The 12,067-nt window shown below is 47.2% G+C and carries 15 protein-coding genes; 5 read left to right on the top strand and 10 right to left on the bottom strand.

From position 1 onward, the window contains the following. Positions 1–96: 96 nt before the first annotated feature. Positions 97–642, bottom strand: a complete 546-nt coding sequence (locus RIG68_RS13700) for a hypothetical protein (RefSeq protein ID WP_350123123.1) — start codon at positions 640–642, stop codon at positions 97–99. Positions 643–714: 72 nt separating this feature from the next. Here RIG68_RS13700 and RIG68_RS13705 point away from each other — a divergent pair, with 72 nt between their 5' ends. The 3 genes from RIG68_RS13705 to RIG68_RS13715 are packed head-to-tail and all read left to right on the top strand — an operon-like array spanning position 715 to position 2,509. Continuing rightward, entirely contained in the window at positions 715–1,296 is a 582-nt protein-coding gene (locus tag RIG68_RS13705) for a LemA family protein (protein WP_350072429.1), read from the top strand. 3 nt (positions 1,297–1,299) lie between these two features. Further along, on the top strand, positions 1,300–1,737 hold the full coding sequence (locus RIG68_RS13710) for a TPM domain-containing protein (protein ID WP_152001479.1): 438 nt from the start codon (positions 1,300–1,302) through the stop codon (positions 1,735–1,737). Beyond that, on the top strand, positions 1,712–2,509 hold the full coding sequence (locus tag RIG68_RS13715; protein ID WP_350123126.1) for a TPM domain-containing protein: 798 nt from the start codon (positions 1,712–1,714) through the stop codon (positions 2,507–2,509). Before RIG68_RS13710 ends, RIG68_RS13715 begins: the two co-directional genes overlap by 26 nt. Here RIG68_RS13715 and RIG68_RS13720 read toward each other — a convergent pair whose 3' ends face one another. Both RIG68_RS13720 and RIG68_RS13725 read right to left on the bottom strand, forming a co-directional pair. Beyond that, a complete protein-coding gene (locus tag RIG68_RS13720) occupies positions 2,510–3,124 on the bottom strand; it encodes a class I SAM-dependent methyltransferase (RefSeq protein WP_350123129.1) in 615 nt (204 codons plus the stop codon). After that, the gene (locus tag RIG68_RS13725) at positions 3,121–4,014 is read right to left on the bottom strand and encodes a patatin-like phospholipase family protein (RefSeq protein WP_350090485.1); all 894 of its coding nucleotides are present in this window, start codon (positions 4,012–4,014) and stop codon (positions 3,121–3,123) included. The genes RIG68_RS13720 and RIG68_RS13725 overlap by 4 nt, the downstream gene beginning before the upstream one ends. Before the next feature lie 68 nt (positions 4,015–4,082). Here RIG68_RS13725 and RIG68_RS13730 point away from each other — a divergent pair, with 68 nt between their 5' ends. After that, positions 4,083–4,496, top strand: a complete 414-nt coding sequence (locus RIG68_RS13730) for a VOC family protein (RefSeq protein ID WP_350123132.1) — start codon at positions 4,083–4,085, stop codon at positions 4,494–4,496. A gap of 3 nt (positions 4,497–4,499) precedes the next feature. Continuing rightward, positions 4,500–4,988, top strand: coding sequence for a DinB family protein (locus tag RIG68_RS13735; RefSeq protein ID WP_350123135.1), 489 nt, complete (start codon positions 4,500–4,502; stop codon positions 4,986–4,988). Here RIG68_RS13735 and RIG68_RS13740 read toward each other — a convergent pair. From RIG68_RS13740 to RIG68_RS13770, 7 genes are all read right to left on the bottom strand, one after another. Beyond that, positions 4,985–5,746 (bottom strand): SDR family NAD(P)-dependent oxidoreductase, encoded by a 762-nt coding sequence (locus tag RIG68_RS13740; protein ID WP_152001473.1) that lies wholly within the window; start codon positions 5,744–5,746, stop codon positions 4,985–4,987. The two genes, RIG68_RS13735 and RIG68_RS13740, sit on opposite strands and share 4 nt — an antisense overlap. Positions 5,747–6,000: 254 nt before the next feature. Continuing rightward, positions 6,001–7,668, bottom strand: coding sequence for a CotH kinase family protein (locus RIG68_RS13745; RefSeq protein WP_350123138.1), 1,668 nt, complete (start codon positions 7,666–7,668; stop codon positions 6,001–6,003). Between the two features lie 14 nt (positions 7,669–7,682). Continuing rightward, a complete protein-coding gene (locus tag RIG68_RS13750; RefSeq protein ID WP_350123141.1) occupies positions 7,683–8,918 on the bottom strand; it encodes a hypothetical protein in 1,236 nt (411 codons plus the stop codon). Further along, positions 8,915–9,907: an HlyD family secretion protein gene (locus tag RIG68_RS13755; protein ID WP_350123144.1), complete on the bottom strand. Its 993-nt coding sequence runs from the start codon at positions 9,905–9,907 to the stop codon at positions 8,915–8,917. Before RIG68_RS13755 ends, RIG68_RS13750 begins: the two co-directional genes overlap by 4 nt. Further along, positions 9,908–10,585: a DUF4956 domain-containing protein gene (locus RIG68_RS13760; RefSeq protein ID WP_350123147.1), complete on the bottom strand. Its 678-nt coding sequence runs from the start codon at positions 10,583–10,585 to the stop codon at positions 9,908–9,910. 109 nt (positions 10,586–10,694) lie between these two features. After that, positions 10,695–11,477 carry a thioredoxin gene (trxA, locus tag RIG68_RS13765; RefSeq protein ID WP_350123150.1) on the bottom strand — a complete coding sequence of 261 codons (783 nt, stop codon included), beginning with the start codon at positions 11,475–11,477 and terminating at the stop codon, positions 10,695–10,697. Positions 11,478–11,553: 76 nt separating this feature from the next. Beyond that, the gene (locus tag RIG68_RS13770) at positions 11,554–11,979 is read right to left on the bottom strand and encodes a secondary thiamine-phosphate synthase enzyme YjbQ (protein ID WP_350123154.1); all 426 of its coding nucleotides are present in this window, start codon (positions 11,977–11,979) and stop codon (positions 11,554–11,556) included. Positions 11,980–12,067: the final 88 nt, after the last annotated feature.

A 12,067-nucleotide genomic window follows, 5' to 3' on the forward strand; every position in this document is an offset into this window, starting at 1 on the left:
TAAAACACCTTTGCCCATAAAGTGATGACAAGGAATTTACTGATTGAGTATGAAAGTAATTGACGAATAAACGCCTTCCAACTGCTGAAGGTGAGCTCAAAACCACCCCGTAAGCCTGAGATAATCATACAGCGTTACCCTAAACGCTTCTCTTTTTTCGTCAGACACAAAAAGCGGCGTTTCCTCTCCATCCTTTCGCAGCACAAATCTACCCCCATCCATCGTAGCGTTATAAAGGGTGGCTGAAAAGCTTAGTTGATCCCGCATATTACCTTCCGCATAGGTGATGTGGTAATCAGGCAAAGAATCACTGCTGACCGTAATATCGATTTCATTTAGGGCACTCCACTCCTCTGACCAATTAAGCATCAAATAGGCCCTGTCCTGTCGCCAATTGAACACGATAGTTGGGATCAGCGGGGATAACGAGTCCCTATCCCATGTCTTGTGAGTATAGAGGTAAACGCCTGCCTCCTGCTCTTCCGCTGTGGTGTAGACAGACTGCCGCATGTTCTTGAAAAAGAGTTCGGAACGGTCGGTCGTTTTAAAGTCGAGTTTTTCGACATCAACTTTTTTGCCCTTGTCAACGTTACATGCTAGTAGAAAAAATACACCCCCTACTAAGGTCAATACATTTTTCATTTGGTAAGAATAGTGCTTCCTTTGAACACAAATGTCTCTCTGATTAGTTTTCCGCCTTATAATTATTAAACAATGAAGAAAATACTTATTGCTGTTGTATTGCTGGTTGTAATTGTTGGTTTGGCCTCATCCTGTGGCTATAACAAGATGGTCAGCCTTGAAGAAGGTGTTAGTGGCCAATGGTCGCAGGTGGAAAACGTTTATCAAAGAAGGGCCGATCTTATTCCCAACCTGGTGAATACGGTAAAGGGTTATGCTGATTTCGAAAAAGAAACCCTTACGCAGGTAGTAGAGGCCCGGGCAAAGGCAACTTCTACAACTATTAGTGCCGACAATTTGTCTCCTGAAGGGATGCAGCAGTTTCAGCAAGCACAGGACGGGCTTGGTTCAGCGCTTAGCCGACTGATGGTAGTGGTCGAGCGTTATCCTGACTTGAAAGCCAATCAAAACTTTCTGGAGCTTCAGGCCCAGCTTGAAGGCACTGAAAACAGGATTGCTGTTGAAAGAAAAAAATTTAATGAAGTAGTTCAGGCTTACAATACAACCATACGGAGGTTTCCAGGCAACATTACAGCCGGTTTGTTTGGGTTCGATAAAAAAGGCTATTTTGAAGCTTCTGAGGGTGCAGAAAAGGCGCCTGAGGTAAAATTCTAGACTATGGCGAAAGAATATTTTAGCGAAGAAGAACGCCGCAATATCGTGCAAGCGATCAAGGAGGCCGAGCTGGCCACCTCCGGCGAAATTAGGGTACACATCGAAAGACATTGTCAGAAAGATGTGCTGGACAGAGCTGCGGAGGTCTTTTCTACATTGAACATGCAGAAGACCAAGCAACGAAACGGCGTTCTTTTTTACCTGGCTGTAGAAGATCACCAGTTTGCGATAATTGGTGATGCCGGCATCAACCAGGTGGTGCCTGACCATTACTGGGGCGATATCAAAGACCACATGAAGGATCGCTTCGTGTCGGGACAGCTCACCCTTGGCCTGAGTGATGGCATCCGCATGGCTGGCGCCCAGCTAAAAGAGCATTTCCCTTACCAAAAAGACGACGTAAACGAACTCCCTGATGACATTTCCTTTGGCCAAAATTAAGCTTTTCTATTTTTTAACTGGTTTAGTGTTCATGACCAGCCTGGCGGCTTCGGCGCAGGATTTCCCGAAGCCAATGTCGCCGCCAAGGATCGTGAACGACTATGCGAACTTGCTTAGCCAACAGGAAACTAACATGTTGGAAAACAAACTCAGGGGATATCGGGACACTACCTCCAATGAGTTCGCCGTTGTGATATTGGAAACAATTGGACAAGACGACATTGACCTTTATGGAGCCGAATTGGCTCAAAAATGGGGCATTGGAAAAAAAGGCAAAGAAAACGGCGTGTTAGTTTTAGTTGCAATTAGTGACCGAAAGGTGAGCATAAGCACTGGCTACGGGCTAGAAGGTGCTATTCCCGATGCCTATGCAAAAAGAGTCATTGAAAAGTACATAGCGCCTAATTTCAGAGAGCAAAAGTATTTCCAGGGACTGGATCAGGCAACCAGCATACTCATGAGCATGGCCTCAGGAGAGTTCAAGGCCGACCCAAGAACGGCAAAGAAAACCCCGGGGGTTCTGTCTCTAATATTGGTCTTCTTCTTTGTTATTATTCCGATCATCTCCGTTTTCCGGGGAAGAAGAGGGCATTTTTCTTCACGCAAACCTGGCTTCTGGACAATGCTCTTCCTCATGTCGAGCATGAACCGGGGCCGTGGCAATACTTTCAATGATTTCAACAGTGGCAGAGGAAGCTTTGGCGGCGGGAGCGACTTTGGTGGTTTTGGGGGTGGAAGCTTTGGTGGCGGTGGCGCCAGCGGTTCCTGGTAGTCAGTCTTTTCTAAACACCAGCGTTGTCATGCATCTAACGTCATCTACGACCGTAGTCTTCACAGGTTCTATAAGCTGCCACGAAAAGTTGTCAGCGATCTCTTCGATCAACCTTCTGTTGAGTAAAAACCTTATGGATCCATCAGGAATCAGGTAACGACCGTTTCCCTGGTCTTCGGTAGTCTCGGGCAGACCAATATCACTGGTCATGCGAATAAAAAGAATGCCGTCAGGGGCTAATACCCTAAACAACTCGGCGACCTGTTTACGGAAACCTTCCACACTTTCGGCAAAGTGCAACACAGCACTGCTGATGACAATGTCAAAGTAACCGGCTGGCAACGGCAAACTCTCAGCATTTCCCTCTATCAGCTTTCTTTCATCAAAGTCCGGCCTGATTCCCTTGAGCAAATACCTGAGCATCTTCAATGCAGAAGGGTTTTGATCGAAACCATACACATCAAAGCCTTCTCTGGCAAAATAGACGAGGTTTCGTCCCTCCCCACAGCCGACGTCTAACACCTTGCTTTTTCCTTCAAAGCGGCCCTTAAGTATTTGATCCAAAAGGTATATGTCGATGTTGCCCAACTGGGCATTGAGTTCCCTGAAGTTCATTGCTCCGATTCCGACAAAAGGTTGGATGCCTTCAAGGCCTCTTCAAATGCCTGCCTTCCGGCTTCTATTATTTCCTTGGCCCTGTAGAACTCAAATGTGGAACAAGCCTGCCTTGACACCTCAACACTTAACTCCGGCTTGTATTGCTTCAAAAGCTCGGACGTAAGCCGATCCTGCAGAAGGTCGAGGGAGTCGTTGAGCAAATCAAAGAACCCTAGTTTCTTCTTTGCTGAGCTGGAGCCAGGAATCACCTTGCTTATCTGACTCATCATCTCCTCCAGCCGCTTTGTGTATTGATTAGATTCTTTTTTCTCGGGTTTCTTCAAAGGGCTAACGTACGGCTTGAACGCATTTACATTGGAAACAACGAGGATGTCGCCTTTTGTTCTTTTCACTCTATCAGCAGGCACGGGGTTGGTCACACCGCCGTCTACATACAAACTGTCTCCCGACTTAAGGGGAGTGAGCACTGTGGGTATGGCTACGGACGCTCTGATAGCATGGTACATACTCCCGGAGTCGAACACCTTCTCTTTTTGCGTATTAAGGTCAGTTGAAACGGCAATGAACGGGATTTGCATTTCTTCAATAGGCCGATCAGGAATAAATTTTTCCAGGTTCTTGAAAACCTTTTCCCCCCTGATGAACCCTTGCGAACTGAAAGTAAAGTCGATGAGCTTAAAAACCTCAACTCGATCAAGGTTGCAAATCCACTCCTTGAATTCCGCCAACTTGCCACAAGCATGAAACGCACCGACAACCGATCCCATGGACGAACCAGCAATCGAGGTGATCTCGAAGCCGTGGTCAATGAGCCCTTCGATAACGCCAATATGAGCGACTCCCCTGGCCCCACCACTTGAAAGCACCAACGCAACTTTTTTACCCATGTGTAAAAATAGTTTTTAACAGCCACTTTAATATGTAAATTTTCGACCTAAATCTAAACTTTAACACGATGACTCCATTCCATCTTGCCTTTCCTGTTAGTGATATCGAAGCTACCCGAAAGTTCTTTACTGAAGTGATTGGCTGCAAAGTCGGCCGCTCAGCTGAGAAATGGATCGACTTTGACTTTTTTGGGCACCAGATCAGCGCCCATTTGAAGCCAGACGAAGTGGCACAGGCAAAAACGAATGAGGTGGATGGCGACAAGGTTCCTGTCAGGCATTTTGGCGCTATACTAAAGTGGAAAGAATGGCATGAGCTGGCCGAAAGGCTGACCAAGCAAGGCATCGAATTCATTATTGAGCCCCATGTGAGGTTTAAAGGAGAAGTAGGCGAGCAGGCCACCATGTTTTTTCTCGACCCGAGCGGCAATGCGTTGGAGTTCAAGTCATTTCAGGACATGTCACAGATTTTTGCTCATTAACAAATGGAGTTGATCGAAATCGTAGTAAGTCAGTTGAAGGATGTTTATTCAGGTTCGCCCTGGTATGGCAAGCCGGTTAGAACAATTTTACGGGAAATTATGCCGGAAAGAGTTGGCGTGAGCCCGGATGGTTCTTCGCATTCGATGTACCAACTGGCGCAACATATGCTTACCTGGCGCACATTTGTGGTTGAGCAACTAAAAGGCAACGAGGCGTATAAAGTACCTCTCAATTCTGAAAAAGACTGGAGCCCGTCTGATCAAATAAATACAGAGAGTTGGAGCGCTTTGCTCCAGGACTTTGACGACAACCAGAAAGTACTTCTTGACCTTATTCAAAGAACCTCTACGGATACATTCGAGAAGCAAGTGCCAGGAAAGTCTTACAACTTTAAACACCTGATTGAAGGCATCGTCCATCACGACATTTACCATGCTGGGCAGATTGTCACCACGGCGAAGGTTGCGGGAGCCTACCTGCCCTCAAGTTAATGCACGTAGCTTCCGGCGTTTATATCGATGGTGCTACCTGTAGCATGGTCGGCTAGGCCACTGCATAAGAACGTCACCATGGGGGCAATGTCTTTCGGCTCGGTAAGTCGCTCAAGCGCCAAATCACCAAGCACCACCTGCTCGCCATATCGCTCCACAAATTCTTTGGCCATATCGGTTCGCACAAAGCCAGGCGCAATATTGAACGCTTTGATACCCTGCTTGCCGTAGGCCCTCGCTATCGAGCGGGTGAGCGATACCACCCCACCTTTGGACGCCGCATAAGCCAGGTACTCGGCGGTGTCTCCTCTAAAGGCAGCTCTTGATGAGATATTGATGATCCTTCCAGTCGCCTTTCTTTTAAGCCAATGGTCGATGGCCTTTTTACAAAGAATGGCTGTTGCATTAAGATTGACCATCATGGTTTTGTTCCATTCTTCAAGCCACTGTTTATCGGCGGAACCCATGTCAGAAGCTATGGCCAGGCCTGCATTATTGACCAGAAGTTCGAGAGACCCAAATTCACTCACCACCTTATCGAATAGCTGCACTACCTGATCAGGCTGAGCCAAATCTGCCTGAAAAGCTTTGCTCTCATTGCCCAGCACGTGGGCCAGGTTTTCAGCCTCTCTGCCACTCTTGTGGTAATGCACTGCCACGGTGGCACCGGCCTCGGCCAGCTTAGCCGCAATGGCCTTGCCTATTCCCCTGCTGGCTCCTGTTACGAGCACATTCAGACCAGATAAATTAATGTACATAGTGAAGGATCATTCGATATGCCGAAAAATAAGTGATTAGCGCTGAAACTAAAAGACAATCGGCAATCCTCTCTTAGAATGATTTTCCAATTTACCAATAGTCAGGTAGCCTCAGCGAAGCGGGAGACCAAGAAAATTGGTGAATCTGGTTTAAGAATGTCGATAACTAAATTAAGTTAACTATCTTATATATAGATAGTTATGGTTTTTGTGTATGATTATCCACAATTTTTGCAAAGTTATCCACAATTCATCTAACGTGCTGATTTGATGATCTTTCCAACCGTCACTTGTCCGTCACCTGAAAATGCCTGGTAGAGATAAACAGCTGGCGGCAAGTCCTCTCCGTTTGAATTTCTGCCATCCCAGGTCAGGTTGCTGCCTAATTTTCCCCGGTTAATAATGGTTCTCACCTGCTGGCCAGAGAATGAAAATATTTTTATTGACTCAACGCCAGAGGGGGTTCCATTTTGGAAGTATATTAAATCAACAAAAGGATTGGGAAACGTCACCAGATCAACTTCACTGTTGCTTAGCCCCGTTACATCCACTGGCCCCTCAAAGTTTTCTATCTGCTGATCCAGCCAGGTGGTGCGCTGATTTATCCAGTTCCTAAGATAGTCCACTTCCGCTGTGTAAGTTGCTCCAACAAAATTGTTAGGCCATGTGTACTGGCCAATTACCGGCCATCTTTGAAAATTCCTATTTTTGGCGTCAGATAAGACATCGGTATATTCATCAATCATCGTGTCAATTGATTCGTTGGACCAGGCACCACTCCGCAGGGTAAGCCAACGCAATTTCACCTGCTGTCTGAAAACTGGGTCAGTCATCAGCTTGTCCCACCAAAAAGGAACCAGCCAAAAGTCGTTCGGGCAAACATCATTGAACTTATAGGCCCAGCCCTGAGTGTTTCCTCCCTGACAGTAATCGGCATTGCCGAACGCAAGATTAAAGTCCCATATTGGCCCCAGCGTCAGGCGCCCGCCCTTGTCATCTTTGTCCTTGTACATAAAGGTGCTGAGCCTGTAGCCATCAACATTCCGGCTGAGCTCATTGATCAGGAAAAAGTCAACAAAGCTCGACAGCTCTATATATTTGCGGTAGCCTGACACCGGGTCCCTGAAAGAACTCGACTTCAGAGCGCTTTCGAAGCTCTTCATAAAGCTTTGAATATATGCCTTTTGGGCACTGGTGATTTCGTCATCTGCTGGCTCATCGTATTGAAAGAACGCCACCTGATCACTGTTTTTATAATTGTTTGGTCGGTACTCTGACGCAAAGCCACCACCACCACTGCCGTCGAACTTATCGAGCTTCAAAATGTACCCACCCGTAAGCTCTCCGCCTTCATTGTCCTCCGGTTTTAGGTTGGCTATGTCCACCCGGTTGTCGTCCCTCTTCACCTTTTCCATAAAAAGGTAGACTCCATGGTATTGCCCATTTAGCACCACCTCAACATATTTTGTTCTTGAGCTATAGCGCTCGGTGAATGAGAAAAGATCGAAGGTCAGTTTGTTCCGCATCAGCGTTTTGTCGGAGTAGGGTCCGTGCAAAACCCAGTCTTCCTCCGATGGAAACCCCAAAATCGCCGTGTCGAGATCCTGGCCCTGCTCGTCCCAGGTCTCAATCCCGAAAGACTTCTTTGGAAAAAGGGCTTGCGAAGAGGAGCCTCTGAACTCAATGCCTATAAAACCGTCGTAGTCGGTAAAAGGATCGGAGGTGTGGTTAGTGGCTCCTTCCGGGTTGTTGATTATGCCCATTCTTGCTTTCACCTTGGGTTCGTTTACAATAGTACGCCCCTCGGTGTTGATGATAATAATGGGGAGGTTGGAAGACTGGAAATCAACAACCTGAGAGTAAGCGGACTGCGTGCAAAAAATAGCTCCCGCAAGAAGAGCTCTTAGCAATGTAGTTTTCATAAAAGTAGGTTTACTTACCAAATGTCTTCAAAATAGCTTAAGGCTGTTGGTTCAACCAGCAGGCCTTTTAGCTTAAGGTAGTCCAGGTAGGCCGATAGCAGCAAAAACTGATCCTTTATTACTCTTCCCCTTAGCTTTTCCTTGGCCTTTAGCCACTTCAACAGGCTCTGTCTGGCATCGCCAGGATCTATGACCGACAATTTCTGCTGATAGGCATCTAATTGAACATCCAATTCTTTCAGGGCTTTGACCTGATCTGCCTTTCTTAACGTTTTCTCGTAGGCCGCTCCAAGTTTAACATCCCACTCCGTCCTTGTCTTTACCTCCGCCCATTTATCATTGATCAGAGATAATTGCCTGTTTTGGGTTTGCATGCGATTGGTGTTGAAAATTGGAATGCCAATGCCTACCCGTAAGCCGAATCTCTCTTCGCCCTCCATGTCCCACTCAGGCTGCACAAAGCCAACGTCCCAATCTCGCTTTTCCAGAAGTACCTTGCTTTCCGTGAGTTGCACATTCAACTGCTCTTTCTCCAGCGCAAGCGGCACCCCTGATGGAGCCTCCTCCAGGCCCTCCAACCGACTCAGTAATTTTTCCAGCGATACATCTGGAAACGAGCTTTGGGACAGTGACTGGGCTAGTGATTCCAGGTCAGCCCGACTTGACCCTTCCATAAAATTGGCCAGCTCACCCTCAAGTTCTTCTGTCAAGTTCATTCCACTTACTTGGAGGTCAATCCTTTCAAGCTCCACATCAAGCAATTCCTCAGCATCAAACCCTCCTTCGGAAATGTATTGGCCCATGTTTTCCAGCCACTTCTGCCGCCAAGCCGCCGATGCTTCCACTTCCTGCAATTGCAGTGTCGCATACCTGATCTTCAGCCAAGCCGCAATTTTTCCAAAAAAGGCCGTTTGCATAGCCGCCTTTAACTCAAGCCGGGCTTCAGCCTCTAAAAGCCTGCCCATGTTTTTTCCTGCCGCATAATAGAACGGATTGGTCGGACGAAGACGGAAGGCGTATTCAGTTTTGTCGTTGGTAATGCCACCCACTCTAAAATCGATCTCATCAAAATAAGCAACGCCGTACCTGTTTTGTTGAAACCATTCCAGCTGCTGCCTGGCCGCTCTTATTTCTGGTTCACTCTCAATACCAACACCGATTTGATCAAACAACGGCAAGGGCTGCTGCCTGGCTTTTGCCAAAATGGGAAGAAAGACAAGACACACAACTATGAGCTTGTTCCCTCTCATGGTACCAGAATCATTACTTTTTCGCCCTGAAGCCAGCCTTTTGTGCTGTCGAGCTTGAAGAAAATCTCTTTACCCGATTGCTGTACAGGTAGCTGTTGCATCATAGTGGGCAGCACTTCAACTCCGCCTGACCCGACATAAGTGGCTGTTGTCTTCTTGTCTGTTTCCAGCGCTGACTGTACCACCACCCTGGACAGGTCGCCAACAATATTGGTCTGATCTGTAATATAGGCCCGCACAAATTTGTTTTCGTCAGGCAACAGCGACAGCAGATCTGAGAAGCCATCGGCCGTTTGACCCGGCATAAAGTAGACATTGTCGACAATGCCGCTGGCTGGAGCCAAAAGCACAAGTGATGCCTTTTCTGCCTCCATTCTATGCTTTTCATGTAGCAGCTCCTCCCTGCTGGCTTCAATGGCCTTTACTTGTAGCTGTCTCTTTTTTAGCAACAACGACTGTTTGAGTTTATTCTCGGAAACACCTGCCTCAAAATTCTGCTCAATAATCGCCAGCTTCCAGGCTGCTGCGCTTGTGGTGTCTTTTGGTTCGGTAGTAGTGAAATTCTTTAGCCAGGAGGCATCCCGGTTCTCTGACATCTTGATCTCAGAGATAGCCTGCTCTCGTTTAGTGCGCTCCTGCTGTAGCTCCAAAGCGAGCTCATTTTTTTCAATTTCAAACTCAAAAAGCTCCTTTTCGCTAGTTGCTTCAAGCTTGCTTTCCTGATAGGCCAGGTCTTGGAGGTCGTCGAGGATGGCTTGCGACTCAAGCCTCATCAGCACAGCCCCTTTTTCAACTTTTTGACCAGGGGTAACATTCACCTCAAGGATCACAGCTTTACGTGGGTGGTTAAGTCTTACCTTGGGGCTTTCCACAACGCCATATAGATTGGCTTTGCGCACAGGATAGTCGAGGCTGAAATAGAGGAGAGCCCCAGCCAAAAGCACAATTGTTATATAGAATGCGTAATAGTTTTGTTTTGGGATGCTCATTTATACTCTTACCAAATTTCCTGATTTTGACCATTTCACCTGAAGAACTCCTTCAATCTCACTCATTTGCTGCAAAAAAGATGTTGCCGCCTCTCCGGCTACCCGAACTACCTGCCACTCGAGCTGCCAGGTGGCTTCCTTCCCTTTTTGCTGACTCACCAACCTAATTTTCAGGCTTAGCGGCTTTATAATTTGCTCAATTTGTGCGGCCAGCTCCATTGTTTCCATTGTCACTACCAGCGCAAACCGCTCTTTCTGGTTCTTTCTCTCAACAAAAAAATGGAGTAGCCAGGCCACCAGACAAAACATGAAGGTGCTGGAAATAGCGATGCTGAACCCGTAAACGCCCAGTGCTATCCCCAAAGCCAGTGTGGAAAAAAGAAAAAGCAGGTTTTTGGGCTCCTCTATTCTGGTTCTGAACCGGATAATGGCCAGTGCCCCAAAAATGCCCAGGCCACGTGCCAGGCTGTCTCCTATCGACATCATTACGGCGGTGGACACCAGCGTGGCAAGGATCATCGAAATAAAAAACTGGTCAGGGTACACAAAACCCGTGTAGGTCTTTTTATGCGTGATGGCGATAAGCGAAGCCAAAACAAGGCCCCACATGAGGGTGTAAATAGCTGTGACAAAAGTGGGGAACCCCGACTGAAGCTCCACCGGAAAAAATTCAAGCATACATTCTAACGTTCGTATTTACTCTAGCGTAACATCTAAGTAATGTATCCTTAACGTAAAAAAAAAGCGACCCGGTGGGGCCGCTCGCTATTAATTTCAACTCTTTTCGTCAATAAAGTGCCATATCAAACCTTCGCCGGTACTTTTTTGTCAGCTCATTTTGTGCGCCAACGAGTTGAAAGAACGCTACGGCAGCCCTTCTGGGAAGCTCCTCCATAAAAGCTTTGTCGATCATAACCGCCTCTATGAGCAGACTGATGCCGCTTTCGGGGTCATCGTTTCTAAAAGCCTCCTGCGCCGCTCCGAGTTTTTTCCCGACGGCACTGTCAACAGAAATGTCCGCTTCCAGAAAATTGGCCATTTCCTCTATTCGCTGAATGTCCTCGAAGAACTTATTCCGGTTTACCACCTTTAACAGCAGTTCTCTGGCCGTCGAAGCATCTTGCAAAACAATGCTCCGGGCCATTAGCATCCTCCCCTCATCACTCGACGGATAGTCGATAATAAAGCTTTCCAGTTCGCCCAAAGCATTCTGATCTCCTGTGATTAGCTTTTGCTCTATTTGATCCAAAAGCTCCTTCTCTTCGCTCGGCAAATATTGATCGAGCCATTTTTGAATTTCGTGTTTAGGAAGTGCTCCGGTAAACTCAGCAACCACCTCACCCTTATGGAACATTTTCACTGCCGGAATTCCCTTGATGCCATACTCCGCCGACAGGTGCTGGTTTTCGTCTGAGTTCACTTTTACTAATTCCCAGGTGCCGTTGGCCTCATCAGCCAGTTCCTCTATGATCGGCCCTAAAAACTGACAGGGCCCGCACCAGGGTGCCCAAAAGTCAACGACCACAGGCACGTCTTTACTTTTCGCTATTACTTCTTTGTCAAAATCCATAGTTCAATTATTTCCTGCTATTTAACAAAAGGGCGGCCATCGACAGTTCCTGAAACCAACACTTTTGAAGGTTGTCTTATGTGTTTCCCCAGACATTCAGCACTAGCTGCCGACTTCCACCGTAGTTTCGGTGTTCGCAAAGATATATCCCCTGCCAGGTGCCCGTATTAAGCTTGCCATTCGTAACAGGGAGCTGTACGGAAGCTCCCAGCAACGATGCTTTGATGTGTGCCGGCATGTCGTCGGGACCTTCCATGGTATGCCGGTAGTAGGGTGCGCTTTCGGGCACCATCTTGTTGAAGTGACTTTCGAAGTCTACCCGCACAGTGGGGTCTGCATTTTCATTGATCGTGAGGCTGGCCGATGTGTGCTGAATAAACACCTGTAGCACGCCTTGCCTAATTTTTTGCAGCTCGGGAAACTGCTCCAACACCTCTCTGGTGATAAGATGAAACCCTCTTGGGTAGGGCTTCAGTGTTATCTCTTTTTGAAAAAATTCCATGATTAATAGTAACGATTGGGTGCCTGATTTGCAACCTGCGTGGTCAGCAAATCACTCTTTTAGCATTGCCAGGTGAACACCACGCTGC

This window comes from Imperialibacter sp., assembly GCF_040222385.1.
Taxonomy (GTDB): domain Bacteria; phylum Bacteroidota; class Bacteroidia; order Cytophagales; family Cyclobacteriaceae; genus Imperialibacter.

What these genes read in the sequence shown, in the direction of transcription:
- RIG68_RS13770 (WP_350123154.1), bottom strand. Translation starts at nt 11,979, where the DNA reads ATGGAATTTTTTCAAAAAGAGATAACACTGAAGCCCTACCCAAGAGGG.
- RIG68_RS13700 (WP_350123123.1), bottom strand. Translation starts at nt 642, where the DNA reads ATGAAAAATGTATTGACCTTAGTAGGGGGTGTATTTTTTCTACTAGCA.
- RIG68_RS13740 (WP_152001473.1), bottom strand. Translation starts at nt 5,746, where the DNA reads ATGTACATTAATTTATCTGGTCTGAATGTGCTCGTAACAGGAGCCAGC.
- RIG68_RS13730 (WP_350123132.1), top strand. Translation starts at nt 4,083, where the DNA reads ATGACTCCATTCCATCTTGCCTTTCCTGTTAGTGATATCGAAGCTACC.
- RIG68_RS13720 (WP_350123129.1), bottom strand. Translation starts at nt 3,124, where the DNA reads ATGAACTTCAGGGAACTCAATGCCCAGTTGGGCAACATCGACATATAC.
- RIG68_RS13755 (WP_350123144.1), bottom strand. Translation starts at nt 9,907, where the DNA reads ATGAGCATCCCAAAACAAAACTATTACGCATTCTATATAACAATTGTG.
- RIG68_RS13760 (WP_350123147.1), bottom strand. Translation starts at nt 10,585, where the DNA reads ATGCTTGAATTTTTTCCGGTGGAGCTTCAGTCGGGGTTCCCCACTTTT.
- RIG68_RS13745 (WP_350123138.1), bottom strand. Translation starts at nt 7,668, where the DNA reads ATGAAAACTACATTGCTAAGAGCTCTTCTTGCGGGAGCTATTTTTTGC.
- RIG68_RS13750 (WP_350123141.1), bottom strand. Translation starts at nt 8,918, where the DNA reads ATGAGAGGGAACAAGCTCATAGTTGTGTGTCTTGTCTTTCTTCCCATT.
- RIG68_RS13710 (WP_152001479.1), top strand. Translation starts at nt 1,300, where the DNA reads ATGGCGAAAGAATATTTTAGCGAAGAAGAACGCCGCAATATCGTGCAA.
- RIG68_RS13705 (WP_350072429.1), top strand. Translation starts at nt 715, where the DNA reads ATGAAGAAAATACTTATTGCTGTTGTATTGCTGGTTGTAATTGTTGGT.
- RIG68_RS13725 (WP_350090485.1), bottom strand. Translation starts at nt 4,014, where the DNA reads ATGGGTAAAAAAGTTGCGTTGGTGCTTTCAAGTGGTGGGGCCAGGGGA.
- trxA (WP_350123150.1), bottom strand. Translation starts at nt 11,477, where the DNA reads ATGGATTTTGACAAAGAAGTAATAGCGAAAAGTAAAGACGTGCCTGTG.
- RIG68_RS13735 (WP_350123135.1), top strand. Translation starts at nt 4,500, where the DNA reads ATGGAGTTGATCGAAATCGTAGTAAGTCAGTTGAAGGATGTTTATTCA.
- RIG68_RS13715 (WP_350123126.1), top strand. Translation starts at nt 1,712, where the DNA reads ATGACATTTCCTTTGGCCAAAATTAAGCTTTTCTATTTTTTAACTGGT.